Raw genomic sequence first — 16,805 nt, 5'->3', positions numbered from 1 at the left:
GTCGTCGCGTCATCGAAGCGTCACCGTCCCGGGGCACCCTGATGCCCCCGATCTGCCCCGATCGGGCGGCCGGGAAAAACTGAGACTCAAGTCACATCAAAGACGGCCGATACCGAGTCGAACCCACACCGACTCGCCCCGATGCCACTGCCCGACGCCCACCGCGCCGCCGCAACCACCGCTTCCCCACACCGCAGATCGACGGCGTCCGCCAGCGCCTGGCAGGGATTGCGCGGCTCGCTGGGCCGGCGGATCGGGCTGCCGCTGGTCGCCACGATGGTCCTGATGATGGCGGGTCTGACCGTGATGGTCAGCCACTACGCCGCGCAGGCCGTCGAGACGCGCGCCCGCGACGACCTGCGGTCGGCCGCCTCGATCCTGCGCGACAACATCGCGACCTACGAGCAGAGCCTGACCGAATCGACGGCGACCCTGGGCGGTGCATTGCAGGCCGCGCTGTCCGGCGGGCCGGTGGCCCTGACGCAATCGAAGGACGGCGCGCCGCTGCTGTCGCTGCAGGGCCAGGCGGTCGACGCGACCTTCGCCGCCGTCGATCGCTTCACCGCCGACACCGGCGCCGTCGTGACGATCTTCGCCCGCGACGGCGACGACTTCGTCCGCGTCTCGACCTCGCTGCGCAACGAGAAGGGCGAGCGCGTCATCGGCACCAAGCTCGCGCACGATTCGCCTGCCTACGCGCCGATCGCGAAGAACCAGCCGTACACCGGCAAGACGCGCCTGTTCGGGCGCGACTACATGGTCCATTACCGCCCGCTGCTCGACGACGCCGGCGCGCTCGTCGGCGTGCTGTTCGTCGGCAAGGAATACGGTGCCGAGCTGACCGCGTTGAAGGAACGCACGCGCGCCATGCACATCGGCGAGCACGGCCATTTCCTCGTGGTGGAAACCTCGAAGGACGGCGTGGAAACGCTCGCGATCCATCCGGCCGCCGAGGGCGCCGCGCTCTCCGACCTCGTCGATCCCGCGGGCCTGAAGTCGTTGCGCGAGGCGATCGCGGCCGGTCGCGGCATCGCCACCGTCGACCTCGCGGCGAAGCCGAACGCCGAGGCGGAGCCGACCCTCGTCGCCGTGGAAACCTTCCCCGACTGGAAATGGGCCGTCGTGGCCGCCGAACCGGTCTCGCAGATCGCCGCCTCCACGCACGCGCTGGTGGCGATGATCGCCGTCGCCTCGTTCATGACGCTGCTGGTCATCCTCGCGGTGTCGTGGTGGTGCGTGCGCCGGATCGTCACGCAGCCGCTGGAGCAGGTGGCGCGGCTCGCCGACGACGTCGCGCAGGGCCGCTTCGATGGCGCGATGCCGCCGCCGCGGCACGACGAACTCGGCCGTCTCCAGCAGGCGATGGGCCGCATGCGCGAGCGCGTGCAGTCGGTCATCGCCGCGCAGCGCGAGATGTCGCAGCGCCACGAGGTCGGCCAGATCAGCTTCCGCATGGACGACGCCGCGTTCCCGGGCCAGTACGGCGAGATGGTGCGCGACACCAACGCGCTCGTCGCGGCGCACATCGAGGTGAAGATGCAGCTGGTGGACGTCATGCGGCATTACGCCGTGGGCGACCTGTCCATCGACATGGACCGCCTGCCCGGTGAGAAGGCCGTGCTCACGCAGACCATGGATACGGTGAAGGCCAACCTGTCGGCGATCAACGACGAGATCAAGCGCCTGGCCGCCGCCGCCGCCGCGGGCGAGTTCGGCGTGCGTGGCGATGCCGCGCGCTTCGAGCACGACTTCCGCGCGATGGTCGACGGCCTCAACGCGATGATGTCGGTGAGCGATGCGAACCTCGATCAGGTCTCGCGCCTGCTGCGTGCCATCGCGCGCGGCGACCTCACCGCGCGCATGCACGGCGAGTTCCATGGCGTGTTCGCCCGCATGCGCGACGATGCGGACGCGACCGTCGCGCAGCTGACGGGCATCGTCGGGCGCATCCAGCACGCGTCGGACGCGATCGACGGTGCCGCGGCGGAAATCGCCGCCGGCAACGCCGACCTGTCGCGTCGCACCGAGCAGCAGGCTGCGAGCCTGGAGGAAACGGCCGCGTCGATGGAGGAACTGACTTCGACCGTTCGCCAGAACGCCGAATCCGCGCGCCAGGCCAACCAGTTCGCGATCGACGCCGCCAGCGTCGCCGCGCAGGGCAGCCACGTGGTCGGCCAGGCGGTGACGACCATGCGCGAGATCGAAACGGCTTCGCACCGCATCGCCGAAATCATCGGCACCATCGACGGCATCGCGTTCCAGACCAACATCCTCGCGCTCAACGCCGCGGTGGAAGCCGCGCGCGCCGGCGAGAGCGGTCGCGGCTTCGCGGTCGTCGCCTCGGAAGTGCGCGCGCTGGCGCAGCGTTCGGCCAACGCGGCGAAGGAGATCAAGACGCTGATCGAAGCGTCGGTGGAAAAGGTCAACGACGGCTCGGCGCTGGTGAATCGCGCCGGCGCGACGATGGACGACATCACGACATCGGTGCGCCGCGTCACCGACATCATGGCCGACATCTCCACCGCATCGCAGGAACAGAGCGCGGGCATCGACCTGGTGAGCGGCGCGATCACGAGCATGGAAGAGGGCACGCAGCAGAACGCGGCGCTGGTCGAGGAAGCGTCCGCATCGGCGCACAGCATGGAGGAACAGGCGCGGGCGCTCGCCGGCGCGGTGCGTCAGTTCGTGCTCGCCGATACACCGGCGGTCACGCGCGCGGCGGCCTGACCAACGTTCGGGAATGGAGCCTTCGGGCACGCATCGCTGGAGCGCGCCTTCGTTGGGGAGCGAAGGCGCGCTCGCGATGCGGGTTCGGTTTGGTGTGCGCTGTCGCGCGGGGCACCGGGTCGTGGTGAACCATGTCACCGTTATTCCGGCCGAAGCGTCGCGATGGCCGAGATCGGCGGCGGCGCATCGCTGCGTGACAGCGCTCCTGTGTGACGGCGCCCAACTTCACCGTCATCCCGGCGAAAGCCGGGACCCAGGCCCAAGCGCCAGCGCACTCTTGTGCCGGTAATCCACTTCACCGTCATCCCGGCGAAGGCCGGATCCAGGCCCGTAACGTTCGGGCACTCCGACTACGGTGACCGACCTCACCGTCATTCCAGCGAAAGCTGGAATCCATCGTGATGTTGCCTTTGCCTTTGCTCTTGCTCTTGCTCGTCATTCCCGCGAAGGCGGGAATCCATGGACTTTCCACGCTTTCCCCGTAGTCCGGCAAAGCAAAGAAGAATCACCCGCCAAGCTTCCGATCGCCTGCGGCGCTCGGGTCACTTTTCTTTGCTCGCACAAAGAAAAGTAACCCAAAGAAAGTGCGTACAAGTCCAACCCAGTCCTACGACCGGAAAGCAAAAGGGCGCGTTCGCGATTCGCCATCCATGGCTCAGCGCTCACCGCCGCACATCCTGTGCGGCGCCCTTCGGGGCTAGCGACGGATAGGCTGTTCGACAGCAACAGCAACAGCGACAGCAACAGCGACAGCAACAGCGACAGCAACAGCGACAGCAACAGCGACAGCAACAGCAGATGGATTCCAGCTTTCGCTGGAATGACGGTGAGATGGTTCGCCGTTGATGGCGTACCTGAACGTTGCAAGCCTGAAACCCAGCCTCTGCAGGGCTGGACGGGACTTGCCTTGAGCCCCTCTCCCAGCGGGAGAGGGGTTGGGGTGAGGGGCAACGAAGCCGTAGCGGTGAACTAACCGTGTCTTACAGCGCTGCGCTGCTGCTTCCCGTCGCGAATGCAAGGACGAAATGGACTCCAGTTTTCTGGAAGACGGCGCATAGGTGCGCGCCAAAATATTCCCGAACTGCATCCCGACCAAATAAAAAGCCGCGCAATGCGCGGCTTTTCGTAACGACACGAACGGGACGCGACCGATCAATCAAACGCCGCCGCATACCCCGTGTTGACGATCTTCTGCTGCAGCAGGTCGGCGACCTTGAGGTTGCCTGCGACGAGCTGGCGCGTGGCCAGGCCGCGGTTGTCCATCGGGCCGGTGGTGCGGCCGCGGAAGTCGCTGACCTTGCCGCCCGCCTCGCGCACCAGCAGCACGCCGGCGGCGATGTCCCACGGCTTCACGCCGGCCTCGAAGTACGCGTCGGCGCGACCGCAGGCGACGTACGCCAGATCCAGGGCGGCCGAACCGGTGCGGCGGATGTCCTCCGCCTCCAGCAGCAGGTTGTCGATGCACTTGAGCTGCGCGGACACGCGCTCGCGTTCGCGCGGCGGGAAGCCGGTCAGCACCATCGCGCCGCCGAGTTCCTTGCGGTCGGCCACGCGGATGCGGCGCTCGTTGAGCGTCGCGCCGCTGCCGCGGCTGGCGGTGAACAGGTCGTTGCGCAGCGGGTCGAAGATGACTGCGTGGATCGGCTCGCCGTTTTCCACCAGCGCGATCGACACGCAGAAATGCGGGATGCCGTGCAGGTAGTTGCTGGTGCCGTCGAGCGGATCGATCACCCAGGTGAAGCGGTTGTGGCCGATCGAGCCGGTTTCCTCGCCCAGGATCGCGTAGTCCGGCGTGGAGCGGCGGAATTCCTTGATGATCTCCTTCTCCGCCAGGCCGTCGACTTCGCTGGCGTAGTCCATCCGGTCCTTCTCGATGATGTTCAGGGCGTCGAGCTTGTTCATGTGGCGCAACAGCACGTTGCCGGCGGAGCGGGCGGCCTTGACCATGAGGGTGATTGCGGGTTTCTGCATGGGTACGGCGCCTCGTTCGGGGGACGGGGGAGAATGGACTGGCGGGGGTGAAAGAGCGTCGCCGGCGCTGTGGCCGGGGCGCGGAGTTTACCATTGCGCGCCATGAGTTCCGAATCGAAATCCGTGAATCCTTCCCATACGCCCGCACAGCGCCTGCGCATCGTCCTGGTCGGCACCCAGCATCCCGGCAACATGGGCTCCGCCGCCCGGGCCATGAAGACCATGGGCCTGGCCCGCCTGGTCCTGGTCGCCCCGGAAAAACGTCCCAACGAGGAGTCCTACGCGCTGGCCGCCGGCGCCGACGACGTGCTGGGCGACGCGGTGATCTGCGAGACGCTGGCCGAAGCGGTCGCCGACTGCCGCCTGGTCCTGGGCTGCACCGCGCGCAGCCGCCGCGTCCAGCTGGAGGAACTGATGCCCCGCGACGCCGCGAGCCGCGCCGTAGCGCAGGCCGCCGGCGGGGCGGAGGTCGCGCTGGTCTTCGGCCGCGAACGTACGGGCCTGACCAACGAGGAGCTCCAGCTCTGCCACGCTGCCGTGCACATCCCGGCCAATCCGGACTACAGCTCGCTGAATCTTGCCGCCGCCGTGCAGGTGCTGAGCTACGAGCTGCGACTGGCGCTGCTCGAAGGCGCCTCGGCCGAAGGGGAAAGCGCAGGCAGCGAAGACCCGCGCGACCTGCCGGCCTCGCACGCCGAGATGGAAGGCTTCTTCGCGCAGCTGGCCGAAACCCTGGACGCGATCGATTTCCACAAGGGGCGCGCGCCCGAGTCGGCGATGCGCAAGCTGCGCCGGCTGTACCTGCGCGCCGGTCTGGATGCGCGCGAGGTCCGGATCCTGCGCGGGATCCTGGCCGACGCGCAGCGCATGGCAATGCTCGCCGGGTCAAAACGCTGATCTGCTGATGGCCGGGCGGTTTGCCGTTTCGGGTCGCACGCCTTTCGATTACGCTGCCGGACGGCATCCCGATGGGTCGTCGTTCTTGATCGCCAGCCTGCGTCGTACCGCCCTGTTGACCCTTTGCATGCTGGCCATGGCCGCGGCGCCGCTTCCGGTGTTGGCGGCCGACGACTCCGGCGTGCTCGTGCTTGGCCGCATCAGCGACGATCCGAAGAAGAACTACGAGCAGCTCAAGCCGCTGCTGGACTACGTGGTTCCGCGCCTGGCCGACGTGGGCATCCGCGAGGGCCGGATCCTGATGGCCAAGGACACGCAGCAGATGGCCAGCTACCTGCGCCGCGGCCGCGTCGACTGGGTCACCGAGACCGCCGGCACCGCGATGCTGCTGCGACAGCGAGCCGGCGCACGCACGCTGCTGCTGACCGAGCGCGATGGCGTGAGCCACTACCGCAGCGTCTTCTTCGCCCGCCGCGACAGCGGGCTGTCCTCGCTGGACGACCTGCGCGGACACAGCATCGCCTTCCAGCGCCCCAACTCGACCAGCGCGTACTTCGTGCCGGCGGCCGAACTGCTGCGCCGCGGGCTCTCGCTGGAAATCCTGCTGTCGCCGGAAGACCGCATCGCAAGCGACGAGGTCGGTTACCTGTTCGCCTGGTCGGAACTCAACATCTCGACCTGGGTGCACAAGGGCCTGGCCGACGTGGGCGTGATGAGCAACCTCGACTGGGCCAACCCGCACCGCATGCCGCCGTCGTTCCGCGACGATCTGATGGTGATCGGCGAGACCGTCGATTACCCCCGCGCGGTGGAGATGGTGCGCGACGGCCTGGATCCGCGCGTCCAGGCCCGCCTGCGCGAGGTGCTGATCGACGCCGCCGGCGATCCCGACGCCGGCGACGCACTGCTGCGCTTCTTCAACACCACGCGCTTCATGCCGGTGGATCCGGCGTCGCAGAAGGCGCTCGACGGCATTTCCGAAGGCGTCGCACGCGTGCGCGCGGAGGTCGAATGAAGCTGCGCATGGGGCTGCAGGCGCGCTTCCTCGCCCTGATGGGCGTGGCGATGCTGGTGGTGATCGCGCTGGTCGCCCTGCTGCTCAACCGGCAGGAGCAGATGCGCCGCGAGGTCGAAGGCGTCAGCCGCCAGGCCATGCGCACCATGGTCGGGCAGAGCCTGCGCCGTCAGGGCGAAGCGGCCGTCACGCAGCTCGCCGCCGGCCTGACCAACCCGCTGTATTACTCCGACCTCGATGCCGTCGGCGCGCTCGCGCGCTCGACGCTCGCCGCGCCCGACGTGCGCTACGTCATCGTCTACGACGAGGACGGCAAGGTCGTGCACGACGGCAGCGAGGACATCGCGCATTACGGTCGCCACATGGACGACGCGATGGCGAAGCAGGTCATCGCATCGACCGCGCTGCACACGCAGTTCGACGATCGCGTCATGGACGTGTCGATGCCGATCCTCATCGGCCAGCAGCGCGTGGGCGGGGTGCGCATCGGTTACGACATGCAGGCCATGCGCCGCCTGCAGGACCAGTCCGTCGACCGGCTGCGCTCGCGGCTGGATACGTTGGGTCAGCGGCACGTGATCTGGATCGGCCTGCTCGGCGTGGGCCTGCTGGTGTTCGGCGCGCTTTCGCTGTGGCTGATCCAGCGCCTGCTGGTGCGACCGATCCGGCGACTGGCCGAATCGGCGCAGGAAATCGAAGCCGGCCACTTCGACACCACGACGCCGGCCGACGGCCGCAACGACGAAGTCGGCGACCTGATGCGCGCGTTCGATCGCATGAGCCGCAGCCTCGCGCGGCACGATCGCGAGATCCGCCGCATGGCCTACACCGATGCGCTGACGGGGCTGGCGAACCGGCTCGCGTTCCGCGAATCGCTGGACGAACGCCTCGCACAGAGCGACAGCCGGCAGCTCGCGCTGTTGTTCGCCGACATCGACGACTTCAAGCGTGTGAACGACACGCTCGGCCACGATGCCGGCGACGACGTCCTGCTCGAGTGCGCGCACCGCATCGAGAGCGCGGTCGCGCGCGTGGGCGGCGAGGATGCGCTGCTGGCCCGCTTCGGCGGCGACGAGTTCGTGATCCTCGTGCAGGGCAAGGACGACCCGCAGGACGACGTGCGCACGCTGGCGACGAAGCTCGCCGAAACGCTGGTCGTCGACCTCGGCGCACCGGTGGAAGTGCAGGGGCGGCAGGTGTTCCTTGGCACGTCCATCGGCATCACTCTCTTCCCCGAAGACGCCGCCAGCGGTACCACGCTGATGAAGAACGGCGACATCGCGATGTACCAGGCGAAGGTCGCCGGCAAGAACTGCTTCCGCTTCTACAGCCGCGCGATGAACCAGGCAGTCGAGCGTCGCGTGCACCTGGAACAGGAACTGCGCGGCGCGTGGGATCGCGGCGAACTGAGCCTGGTGTACCAGCCGGTGTTCCGCCTGGTCGATGGCGCGATGATCGGCGCCGAAGCGCTGCTGCGCTGGCGCCATCCGGAACTGGGTTTCGTCGCGCCGTCGGTCTTCATCGACGTGGCCGAGCAGAGCGGCCTGATCGAAGTGCTCGGCCCGCAGGTGCTGCACGCGGCGTGTTCGGACGCGGTGGCGTGGCAGAAGGTGCGCAAGGATGCCGAGCCGCTGTTCGTCGCGGTGAACGTCTCGCCGCGCCAGCTGCGCAACGGCGATTTGCCGAACGTCGTATCGGCGTGCCTGCGCGACACGGGACTGGCCGCCGACCTGCTCCATCTGGAACTCACCGAGACGGCCGTCATCGGCGACGAACTGCACGCGAGCGCGCTGCTGTCGGAGCTGCGCGGCATGGGCGTACGCGTGTGGCTGGACGATTTCGGCACCGGCTTCTCGGGCCTGAGCCACCTGCGCCGCGTACCGGTCGACGGCGTGAAGATCGACCGCAGCTTCGTCGCCGACGTGTTGCGCGATCCGGACGACCTGGCGCTGACGACCGCGATCATCGCGATGGCGCATTCGCTGGGCATCCTGGTCGTCGCCGAGGGCGTGGAGAAGGAAGGCCAGTACGCGATCCTGCGCGAACGCGGATGCGATTTCGCCCAGGGCTACTGGCTGGGGCATCCGGTGACGGTGGATGAGTTCCTGCAGTTGCGGGCGTGAGTCTGGCCGCTTTCAGCCCCTCTCCCAGCGGGAGAGGGGTTGGGGTGAGGGGCAACGAAGCCGCAGTGGCGAACGACCCGTGTCATGCAGCGCTGCGCTGCTGCTTCAGGTCTCGAACGCAGAAGCGAGATGGATTCCAGCTTCCGCTGGAATGACGATGACACCGTGCATCGTCGATGCAGTGCCCAAGCGCCAGGAGCCTGGATCCCGGCCTTCGCCGGGATGACCGGTGGGAGTGGCAATGCTCCTCAAAAATCGAACAACTCGCCGAGCAGATTTTTCTTCTTCTTGTACTTGTAATCGGACTTGTAGTGTCCGGACTTGTACTCGTCCGAGTGCCCATACCCGCGCGGCTGCTCGCGCATCGGAGGCGGCGGAGGCGGCGAGGCCTGCGCACGCGACGGCGGCGCATCGGCGGAGGCGCGTTCGATCAGCTTGTCGAGCTCGCCGCGATCCAGCCAGACGCCGCGGCATTGCGGGCAGTAGTCGATTTCGATGCCCTGGCGATCGGTCATCGCCAGTTTGACGTCACGGCAGACGGGACAATCCATGGGGGGGGGCCTCGCGTCGGGGGAACCCCTGTTTTCAGGGCGCGCGGCCCCTACGTCAAGGCGCTTCCGGAACGCGCCGTTCAGCATGGCGGGCGATGAAGTCGCGCACCTGCGGGTACACCTGCGTGCGCCAGCGGCGGCCGCTGAAGATGCCGTAATGCCCGGCGCCGTCCACGGTGAGGTGTTCGCGATCCTCTTCCGCGATGCCCGTGCACAGCGTGTGCGCGGCGCGCGTCTGGCCCTGGCCGGAGATGTCGTCCAGCTCGCCCTCGATGGTGAGCAGCGCGGTGCGGTGGATCTTCGACGGATCCACGCGTTCGCCGCGCACGTCCCACTCGCCGCGCGGCAGCAGGTGTTCCTGGAAGACGATGCGCACCGTTTGCAGGTAGTACTCGGCGGGCATGTCGAGCACCGCGTTGTATTCGTCGTAGAAGCGGCGATGCGCAGCGGCGTCGTCGAGGTCGCCCTTCACCAGGTGCATGTAGAAATCCCAGTGCGACTGGAAATGCCGCTCGGGATTCATCGCGACGAAGCCGCCGTGCTGCAGGAAGCCGGGATACACGCGGCGACCGTGGCCGGAATAGTTCGCCGGCACGTGCTGGATCAGGTTGTCCTCGAACCACGACAGCGGCTCGTGCGTGGCCAGGTCGTTGACCTTCGTCGGGTTCTGGCGCGTGTCGATCGGGCCGCCCATCATCACCATCGAGCGCGGCGTCGTTTCACCACGTGCCGCCATCAGCGAGATCGCGGCGAGCACCGGCACCGTCGGCTGGCACACGCTCACCACGTGCAGCGTCTCGGCGCCGATCTGGCGGATGAAGTCCTGCACGTACTCGATGTAATCGTCGAGCGAGAACTCGCCGTCGCCCACCGGCACCATGCGCGCGTCGACCCAGTCGGTTATGTAGACCTTGTGGTCGCGCAGCAGCGTGCGCACGGTGTCGCGCAGCAGCGTCGCGTGATGCCCGGACAGCGGCGCGACGACCAGGACAGGCTGCTGCTCCTTCAGGTCGCGCAGGTTGCCGGCGTCGTCGGCGTAACGCTTGAAGCGCAGCAGCCGGCAGAACGGCTTGCGCGCCATCTCGCGCTCGATCACCGGATACACGGTGCCGTCGATGTCGATGGAGTGGATGCCGAACTCGGGCTTCTCGTAGTCCTTGCCGATGCGGTACAGCAGCTCGCATCCGGCCGCGGTCTGCGCGGCGCCGGGCAGGGACGACAGCCAACCGCCCTGCGCGCCGAACATCTTGGCGCACGCTTCAGCCCAGTACGTCATCGGGGCCATCCACGCGCGGCCCAGTTCGTGCATCTGATAGAGCATCGGTTCGAATCCGGTGGCGGGCCCGGGTCGGGCCGCATGCTGCGTCGCAGCATAACGGAACGATCCGGGCGACACGTTAATGGGGCGGCTGAATGGGCGTGAGGTGCCTCAGGACGGTCGTTCGAGCGCGACCAGGCGGTCGGTCATGGCCGGCGACAGCCACAGGTGCGAGCCCAGCGGCACGAAACCCGCCTTCGCGAACCGCTGGCGATAGAACCGGGCCGGGCGAGGATGGAAATCGACGTTGTCGCCGTCGGTCTCGTCCTCGCCAGTGAAGGTCTCCAGGAACGCGACGCCGCCACACAACTCCGCGAGACCCGGCAGGCCGCGATCGAGCTCGCGGCTTTCCAGGTAGTGCATGACGTCGCTGCAGACCAGCAGGTCGACGGGCGGGCAGGGGCGCAACTGCGCGAAATCGGCGAAACGCGCGAAGTGCAGGTTGCGTCGCGCACCGAAGCGACGCACCGCGTACTCGCTGCTGTCGAAGCCGAGGTAGGACGCCTTCGGCCGAAGCTTCAGCAGCGGCGCACGCCATGCGCCTTCGCCGCAGCCGATGTCGAGCACGGTGCGGATCGGGCGTTCGAGGTGGTACTCGGCAGTGGCCACGGCGAGGGCCACCTTGCGCGTGAGCCGCGCGGCGCTGCCGACGGCGTGGTCCTTCTTCGAGGATTCGCGATACCAGCGTTCGAAGTAGGCCTGATCGTAGTGTTTGGTCATCGGGCGATTGTACGGGCGCGCTCACCGTGAGCGATCTGCGCGTGCGCTATGCGATCCTGTGCGCCGCTCGCGACAGCCACCTGCCATCCGCCGAGGATTTCCATGGCCTATTTCTGGATCAAGACCGCCCACCTCGTGTTCGTGATGGCCTGGATGGGCGGGGTGTTCTACCTGCCGCGCATCCTGGTGAACATCGCCGAAGCCGGGAACGAGCCCGCGGTGCGTGCGCGGCTGGTGCTGATGGGCCGCCGCCTGTACCGCTTCGGGCACATGATGTTCGGGCTGGCGTTCGCGTTCGGACTGGTGCTGTGGCTGGGCTACAAGGTGTTGCCGGGCTTCCCGACGATGGTCGGCCCCGGTGCCGGCTGGTTGCACGCGAAGCTGGCGCTGGTCGTGCTGATGCTCGCCCATTTCACCGTCGCCGGGCGCTGGTTGAAGGGCGTGGATGCCGGCCGCACGCTGCCGTCGTCGACGGCGCTGCGCTGGTTCAACGAATTGCCGGTACTGCTGCTGGTGGCGATCGTCTTCCTGGTGCTCGCCAAGCCGTTCTGACGGCGGGACGTTCTCACTCCGCGTCAACCCGCGCCTGCTAAGGTTCGCCGCAATCCACCCACCCTGCGTGGTGCGCGAATGGACGAGCGTCTGTCGTTGATGCGCGGCGGCCTGCTGTACCGGCTGTCGCATGCCGGAGGCGTCGCGTGGACCGCGCGCGCATACGCGCCGTGGATCGCCGGTGCACTGCTGCTGATCGTGCTGCTTCCGGTGATCGTGCTCAGCGCGGTGGATGGGCGCCTCCTGCGTGGCGTATCGGTGCCGCTGCTGCGCGACTACAACGTCTGGGCGCGGTTCGTGCTGGCGCTGCCGATGCTCGTTCTCGCCGCGCCGCTCGCGGACGAGCGCATGTGGCGTTCGCTCGAACATCTGCGCAACCTGGTGGAGCCAGGCGACAACGCGAACTTCAAACGCGCACTCTCGACGCTGCGGCGCTTGCGCGATTCGCCGTGGCCCGAGCTGATCCTGTTCGCGCTGGCGATCGGCGCCTCGTTCGGCGCGCCGTCCCTGCCGCTGTACGAGCAGGCCACCAACTGGCGCAACGACGGCCCGCAGTTCACGCGTGCGGGCGCGTGGCTGTGGTGGGTCGGTTTCCCGGTGTTCCGGTTCCTGGCGTTCCTGTGGCTGTGGCGTTTCGTGCTGTGGGTCGTCCTGCTCACGCGTTTCTCGCGGTTGAACCTCTCGCTGCATGCGTCGCATCCCGACGGTTACGGCGGCGTCGGTTTCCTCGGCTATGCGCACGCGGCGTTCCTGGTGATGCCGCTGGTCGCGAGCCTGCTCGTCGCCGGCAGCTGCGCGGTGGAGGTCAAATACCTCGGCGTTCCCTTCGCCAGCCTGCACATGCTCCTCGGCGGCTACGCCGTGCTCATGCTGGGCGTGATACTCGCGCCGCTGCTGCTGCTCACGCCGAAGCTCGCCGCGCTCAAGCGCAACAGCCTGCTCGCCTACGGCGCGCTGGGCACCGATTCGTCGGAGGAATTCGAACACCGCTGGCTCGGCCTTGCGCGGCGGAAGGCGGCGCCGATCCTCGATGGCGGCGACCCCTCGGCGCTGGCGGACCTCACCGCCGTCTATGCCACGGCGAGCAGCATGGGGACGGTGCCGGTGCAGCGCTGGATCCTGCTGCAGTTCATCGGCGCGACGGTGATCCCGCTGCTGCCGCTCGGGTTGCTGGTCATGCCGCTGGAAGACCTGGTGCGGAAACTGTTCTCGATGCTGGTCTGATCAGACGCCGCGGACGCGGATTTCCACGTCGTCCAGCACCACCGTCTGCCCCGCGCGGATCTTGGCGGTCTTGCGCAGCTCGACCTCGCCGTCCACCGCCACCGCGCCGCTGGCGACGATCGCCTTGCCCGCGCCGCCGCTGTCGCACAGGCCGACCAGCTTGAGCAGCTGGTTGAGTTCGACGTGGTCGTGGTCGCGGTCGAGTTCGAAATCGATGTGCTGCATGGAAAGGGCCGGCGTGCGAGGGCGCTCAGGATACGCTCATGCGCCCGCGCAGAGCGCACGTTTCTGCTCGGGGCGAAGCTGCTTGATCGCGTGTTCGGCGCGGCTGGCCGATGCGCGGTCCGGATGCGGGAACTGCCCCAGCAACCGCACCGGCGGGCGCGAGCGCGTGTAGCGCGCGCCTTTTCCCGCCAAGTGCTGCGCGTAGCGCCGCGCGACATCGGTCGTGATGCCCGTGTACAGGCTGCCGTCGCGGCATTCCAGCAGGTAGACGTACCAGGGCGCGGCGATGTCGGCGTCGGAACTCATGGCAGGTAATCGTACAGCCGGTAGATCCACGACAGCTCGTAGACGATCGCGAAGATCACGAACGCGCGGTGGAAGCGTTCGCTGCGCACCTTCATCGCAACGAGGCTGAGTACGACCATGATCGCGTTGCGGATCGGGTATTCGACGCCGAAGTGCTCGTAGTAGGGCTTGCCCTTGATCAGCGTGTCGACGAAGTCGATCACGTACAGCGCGGCCATGATTCCGAAGAACCAGCTGCGTCGTGACTGGAAGTAATCGCGCCACCCGCTGTAATCGGCCAGGTCGTCCGGGAACAGCAGCGTGCACAGCAGGAACAGCACCACCACGTAGAGGACCAGGAACGCGTAGGACGTGAAGCTCCACGGGTGCACGCGCACCAGTCCGAATTCCCACCACCAGAAATGCACCAGCAGGATGAACATCGACAGCGCCCAGCCCAGGTGCACGCCGTAGATGCGCTCGCGTCCCGGGTGCTGGACGAACTTCGCCATTCCCTTGAGCAGGGTGGTGAGCGCCAGGCCCAGCACGATGCCCAGCACGATGCGGATGTGCGCGAACTGCGGATCGCTGGCGGCGACGGTCGTTTCCATGGCGCGTGCGAGGGCCTGTAGCCGATGCCGCGAGGATAAACACCGCCGCCGCGTGGCGCATTCACGCCGCCAGCTGCGATCATGGCGGCATGACCGATTCCCCCGACTCCGCGGCCCCGGCGGCCGCCTTCGACCGCCTCCCGCTCACGCCCGCGCTGCTGCAGGGCGTGCAGGCGCTGGGCTACACGCAGATGACGCCGGTGCAGGCGCAGGCGTTGCCGGCGATCCTCGACGGCCGCGACCTCATCGCGCAGGCGCCCACCGGTAGCGGCAAGACCGCCGCCTTCGGCCTGGGCCTGCTGCACCGCCTCGATCCGGCCTCCACCGCGACGCAGGCGCTGGTGCTGTGCCCCACGCGCGAACTCGCCGACCAGGTCGGCCGCCAGCTGCGCAAGCTCGCATTCGCGATTCCGAACCTCAAGCTGTCGATCCTGTGCGGCGGCATGCCGCTGCAGCCGCAGCTGGATTCGCTGGCCCAGCACGCGCCGCAGATTGTCGTCGGCACGCCGGGTCGAGTGCAGGAACTGCTGCGCAAGCGCGCACTGGACCTGAAGAACGTGCGCACGCTCGTGTTCGACGAAGCCGATCGCATGCTCGACATGGGCTTCGAGGAACCCATCCGCGAGATCGTCCGCGCCACGCCTTCGTCGCGACAGGGGCTGCTGTTTTCGGCGACGTTCCCGGATGCCGTGCGCGAGATCAGCCGCGCGATGCTGCGCGATCCGGTGGAAGTCACCGTCGAGGGCGGCGAACGTCATGCCGCGATCGAACAGCGTTTCTACGAGGTCGATCCCGCGCGCAAGGTGCAGTTGCTCGCCGCGCTGCTGCTGCAGGAGAAGCCGGAATCGTGCGTCGTGTTCTGCAACATGCGCCGCGACGTCGACGAGGTCGCCGGTTCGCTGTCGCATTACGGCTTCACCGCGCTCGCGCTGCACGGCGACATGGAGCAGCGCGATCGCGACGAAGTGTTCGTGCAGTTCGCGAATCGAAGCTGCAACGTGCTCGTCGCCAGCGACGTCGCCGCGCGCGGGCTCGACGTGAAGGAGCTGGCGATGGTGGTGAACTTCGACGTGCCCTCCGATGCGGACACCTACGTGCATCGCATCGGCCGCACGGGACGCGCCGGACGCGATGGCCTCGCGTTGACGCTGGTGGGCCCTCGCGAACAGGGCCGCGTGTCGGCGATCGAGGAACGGCAGGGCGCGCCGCTGGACTGGTTCAAGGCGACGCCGCTTTCCGGCAAGCCGAACAACGTGCCGCCTGCCGCGATGGTGACGCTGCGCATCGACGCAGGCCGCACCGACAAGCTGCGCCCCGGCGACATCCTCGGCGCGCTGACGGGCGACGCAGGCCTGAAGGCCGATTCCGTGGGCAAGATCGACGTGTTCCCGACGCGTTCCTACGTCGCGGTTGCACGCGGGCAGGCGACGCACGCGCTGTCGCGCTTGCGCGAGGGGAAGATCAAGGGGCGGAAGTTCCGGGTCAACCGGATGTGAGCCGGCTGGCCGTCGTTCGGCCAACCTCACGCGTCATGCCGCCCTTCATCGTCATCCCGGCGAAAGCCGGGACGCAGGCCCGTAGAGCTAGCGCACTCTTGTGCCGGTAATCCACTTCACCGTCATCCCGGCGAAGGCCGGGATCCAGGCCTGTAGCGTTCGGGCACTCTCTCGACGGTTCTGCACCTCACCGTCATTCCCGCGAAGGCGGGAATCCAGGGACGTTCCACGCTTTCCCCGTAGCCCGGCAAAGAAAGAAGAATCACTAGCCAAGCTTCCGATCGCCTACGGCGTTCGGGTCACTTTTCTTTGTTTGCCCAAAGAAAAGTAACCAAAAGAAAGGGCCTTCCATTTGCCCAAATCAATCCCACGACCGGAAAGCGAGTAGGCGCGTTCGCGATTCGCCATCCATGGCTCAGCGCTCACCGCCGCACATCCTGTGCGGCGCCCCTCGGGGCTTGCGACTTGTCAGGCTGTTCAACAGCAACAGCAACAGCAACAGCAGGATCAGGTGGATCCCGACATTCGCTGGAAAGACGGTGCGCGTTTTAGCCCCTCTCCCACCGGGAGAGGGGTTGGGGTGAGGGTTGGGGCGAGCGTTCACGATGGCACTCGCGGTGCTCTTCGCCACCACGCAGAAGCAACAACAAATGAATTCCAGTATTCGCTGGAATGACGATGTGATCGTTTGTTGTTGAAGTGTGCCCGAGCGTACGGGCCTGGATCCCGGCCTTCGCCGGGACGACGACCTGGGTTCGCGCGTTGCGCTCCTGCTTTGGCTCTGCGCTTCACGCTCGTGATCTGCCAGCGACTTAAAGCGAGCCGAGCACCGGAGCTGGAAAGGGGCGAAGAGCCGCGCGCTGTCTGAGCGCAGCGACAAATCGTCTGGAACGATTTGGACCGCCGCAGGCGCCTGCGCAGAGCGCAGGCTCGCCACATGGATGTGGCGAGGTCCGTTCGCGCGGCGCTCCCTTTCCAGTGAGGAGCGCAGGGAACCGCCGCGTAGCGGCGGATCGCGTCAGGAGCGAATGGTTTTGGTTACTTTTGCCGAAACAAAAGTAACCCGCTCGTTTACGAGCGGAAGCTCTTG

Annotated in this window: 15 protein-coding genes; 7 read left to right on the top strand and 8 right to left on the bottom strand. The window is 67.4% G+C overall.

The genetic code is table 11. The features are described from left to right. Positions 1-141 precede the first annotated feature (141 nt). Positions 142-2,727 (top strand): Cache 3/Cache 2 fusion domain-containing protein, encoded by a 2,586-nt coding sequence (locus DX912_RS09995; protein ID WP_115842378.1) that lies wholly within the window; start codon positions 142-144, stop codon positions 2,725-2,727. A 435-nt stretch (positions 2,728-3,162) separates the two neighbouring features. Here DX912_RS09995 and DX912_RS18395 read toward each other — a convergent pair whose 3' ends face one another. Further along, complete coding sequence (locus DX912_RS18395; protein ID WP_181902787.1) at positions 3,163-3,594, bottom strand: hypothetical protein; 432 nt, start codon at positions 3,592-3,594, stop codon at positions 3,163-3,165. A gap of 285 nt (positions 3,595-3,879) precedes the next feature. Then, the gene (locus DX912_RS09985; RefSeq protein ID WP_115842376.1) at positions 3,880-4,698 is read right to left on the bottom strand and encodes an inositol monophosphatase family protein; all 819 of its coding nucleotides are present in this window, start codon (positions 4,696-4,698) and stop codon (positions 3,880-3,882) included. 102 nt (positions 4,699-4,800) lie between these two features. On the opposite strand from DX912_RS09985, the gene DX912_RS09980 reads away from it, so the two are divergent. From DX912_RS09980 to DX912_RS09970, 3 genes are all read left to right on the top strand, one after another. After that, on the top strand, positions 4,801-5,595 hold the full coding sequence (locus DX912_RS09980) for an RNA methyltransferase (RefSeq protein WP_115842375.1): 795 nt from the start codon (positions 4,801-4,803) through the stop codon (positions 5,593-5,595). A gap of 127 nt (positions 5,596-5,722) precedes the next feature. Next, the gene (locus tag DX912_RS09975; protein WP_115842374.1) at positions 5,723-6,610 is read left to right on the top strand and encodes a phosphate/phosphite/phosphonate ABC transporter substrate-binding protein; all 888 of its coding nucleotides are present in this window, start codon (positions 5,723-5,725) and stop codon (positions 6,608-6,610) included. Next, positions 6,607-8,733 (top strand): putative bifunctional diguanylate cyclase/phosphodiesterase, encoded by a 2,127-nt coding sequence (locus DX912_RS09970; RefSeq protein ID WP_115842373.1) that lies wholly within the window; start codon positions 6,607-6,609, stop codon positions 8,731-8,733. The genes DX912_RS09975 and DX912_RS09970 overlap by 4 nt, the downstream gene beginning before the upstream one ends. A gap of 248 nt (positions 8,734-8,981) precedes the next feature. Here the strand turns inward: DX912_RS09970 and DX912_RS09965 are convergent, their stop codons facing one another. From DX912_RS09965 to DX912_RS09955, 3 genes are all read right to left on the bottom strand, one after another. After that, positions 8,982-9,284, bottom strand: a complete 303-nt coding sequence (locus DX912_RS09965; protein WP_115842372.1) for a TFIIB-type zinc ribbon-containing protein — start codon at positions 9,282-9,284, stop codon at positions 8,982-8,984. A gap of 55 nt (positions 9,285-9,339) precedes the next feature. Next, entirely contained in the window at positions 9,340-10,605 is a 1,266-nt protein-coding gene (locus DX912_RS09960; protein WP_115842371.1) for a polyhydroxyalkanoate depolymerase, read from the bottom strand. Positions 10,606-10,713: 108 nt separating this feature from the next. Further along, the gene (locus DX912_RS09955) at positions 10,714-11,322 is read right to left on the bottom strand and encodes a class I SAM-dependent DNA methyltransferase (protein WP_115842370.1); all 609 of its coding nucleotides are present in this window, start codon (positions 11,320-11,322) and stop codon (positions 10,714-10,716) included. A gap of 102 nt (positions 11,323-11,424) precedes the next feature. On the opposite strand from DX912_RS09955, the gene DX912_RS09950 reads away from it, so the two are divergent. Together DX912_RS09950 and DX912_RS09945 are read left to right on the top strand one after the other, a co-directional pair. Continuing rightward, the gene (locus DX912_RS09950) at positions 11,425-11,874 is read left to right on the top strand and encodes a CopD family protein (RefSeq protein WP_115842369.1); all 450 of its coding nucleotides are present in this window, start codon (positions 11,425-11,427) and stop codon (positions 11,872-11,874) included. A 78-nt stretch (positions 11,875-11,952) separates the two neighbouring features. Beyond that, on the top strand, positions 11,953-13,098 hold the full coding sequence (locus tag DX912_RS09945) for a hypothetical protein (protein WP_115842368.1): 1,146 nt from the start codon (positions 11,953-11,955) through the stop codon (positions 13,096-13,098). Here DX912_RS09945 and DX912_RS09940 read toward each other — a convergent pair whose 3' ends face one another. Genes DX912_RS09940 through DX912_RS09930 form a run of 3 tightly spaced genes read right to left on the bottom strand, consistent with a single transcriptional unit; the run spans position 13,099 to position 14,219 of the window. After that, a complete protein-coding gene (locus DX912_RS09940) occupies positions 13,099-13,323 on the bottom strand; it encodes an RNA-binding S4 domain-containing protein (protein WP_115842367.1) in 225 nt (74 codons plus the stop codon). 36 nt (positions 13,324-13,359) lie between these two features. Then, positions 13,360-13,629, bottom strand: coding sequence for a GIY-YIG nuclease family protein (locus tag DX912_RS09935; RefSeq protein ID WP_115842366.1), 270 nt, complete (start codon positions 13,627-13,629; stop codon positions 13,360-13,362). Next, positions 13,626-14,219: a hypothetical protein gene (locus tag DX912_RS09930; RefSeq protein ID WP_115842365.1), complete on the bottom strand. Its 594-nt coding sequence runs from the start codon at positions 14,217-14,219 to the stop codon at positions 13,626-13,628. Before DX912_RS09930 ends, DX912_RS09935 begins: the two co-directional genes overlap by 4 nt. Before the next feature lie 89 nt (positions 14,220-14,308). On the opposite strand from DX912_RS09930, the gene dbpA reads away from it, so the two are divergent. After that, positions 14,309-15,715 carry an ATP-dependent RNA helicase DbpA gene (gene dbpA, locus DX912_RS09925; RefSeq protein WP_115842364.1) on the top strand — a complete coding sequence of 469 codons (1,407 nt, stop codon included), beginning with the start codon at positions 14,309-14,311 and terminating at the stop codon, positions 15,713-15,715. Positions 15,716-16,805: the final 1,090 nt, after the last annotated feature.

Source organism: Lysobacter soli (assembly GCF_003382285.1).
GTDB classification, from domain to species: domain Bacteria; phylum Pseudomonadota; class Gammaproteobacteria; order Xanthomonadales; family Xanthomonadaceae; genus Lysobacter_J; species Lysobacter_J soli.
Note: the sequence above shows the minus strand (reverse complement) of the source record. Positions and strands in the feature narration are given on the sequence as shown.

What these genes read in the sequence shown, in the direction of transcription:
- DX912_RS09945 (WP_115842368.1), top strand. Translation starts at nt 11,953, where the DNA reads ATGGACGAGCGTCTGTCGTTGATGCGCGGCGGCCTGCTGTACCGGCTG.
- DX912_RS09935 (WP_115842366.1), bottom strand. Translation starts at nt 13,629, where the DNA reads ATGAGTTCCGACGCCGACATCGCCGCGCCCTGGTACGTCTACCTGCTG.
- DX912_RS09970 (WP_115842373.1), top strand. Translation starts at nt 6,607, where the DNA reads ATGAAGCTGCGCATGGGGCTGCAGGCGCGCTTCCTCGCCCTGATGGGC.
- DX912_RS09975 (WP_115842374.1), top strand. Translation starts at nt 5,723, where the DNA reads ATGCTGGCCATGGCCGCGGCGCCGCTTCCGGTGTTGGCGGCCGACGAC.
- DX912_RS09930 (WP_115842365.1), bottom strand. Translation starts at nt 14,219, where the DNA reads ATGGAAACGACCGTCGCCGCCAGCGATCCGCAGTTCGCGCACATCCGC.
- DX912_RS09950 (WP_115842369.1), top strand. Translation starts at nt 11,425, where the DNA reads ATGGCCTATTTCTGGATCAAGACCGCCCACCTCGTGTTCGTGATGGCC.
- DX912_RS09995 (WP_115842378.1), top strand. Translation starts at nt 142, where the DNA reads ATGCCACTGCCCGACGCCCACCGCGCCGCCGCAACCACCGCTTCCCCA.
- DX912_RS09985 (WP_115842376.1), bottom strand. Translation starts at nt 4,698, where the DNA reads ATGCAGAAACCCGCAATCACCCTCATGGTCAAGGCCGCCCGCTCCGCC.
- DX912_RS09980 (WP_115842375.1), top strand. Translation starts at nt 4,801, where the DNA reads ATGAGTTCCGAATCGAAATCCGTGAATCCTTCCCATACGCCCGCACAG.
- dbpA (WP_115842364.1), top strand. Translation starts at nt 14,309, where the DNA reads ATGACCGATTCCCCCGACTCCGCGGCCCCGGCGGCCGCCTTCGACCGC.
- DX912_RS09960 (WP_115842371.1), bottom strand. Translation starts at nt 10,605, where the DNA reads ATGCTCTATCAGATGCACGAACTGGGCCGCGCGTGGATGGCCCCGATG.
- DX912_RS09955 (WP_115842370.1), bottom strand. Translation starts at nt 11,322, where the DNA reads ATGACCAAACACTACGATCAGGCCTACTTCGAACGCTGGTATCGCGAA.
- DX912_RS09940 (WP_115842367.1), bottom strand. Translation starts at nt 13,323, where the DNA reads ATGCAGCACATCGATTTCGAACTCGACCGCGACCACGACCACGTCGAA.
- DX912_RS09965 (WP_115842372.1), bottom strand. Translation starts at nt 9,284, where the DNA reads ATGGATTGTCCCGTCTGCCGTGACGTCAAACTGGCGATGACCGATCGC.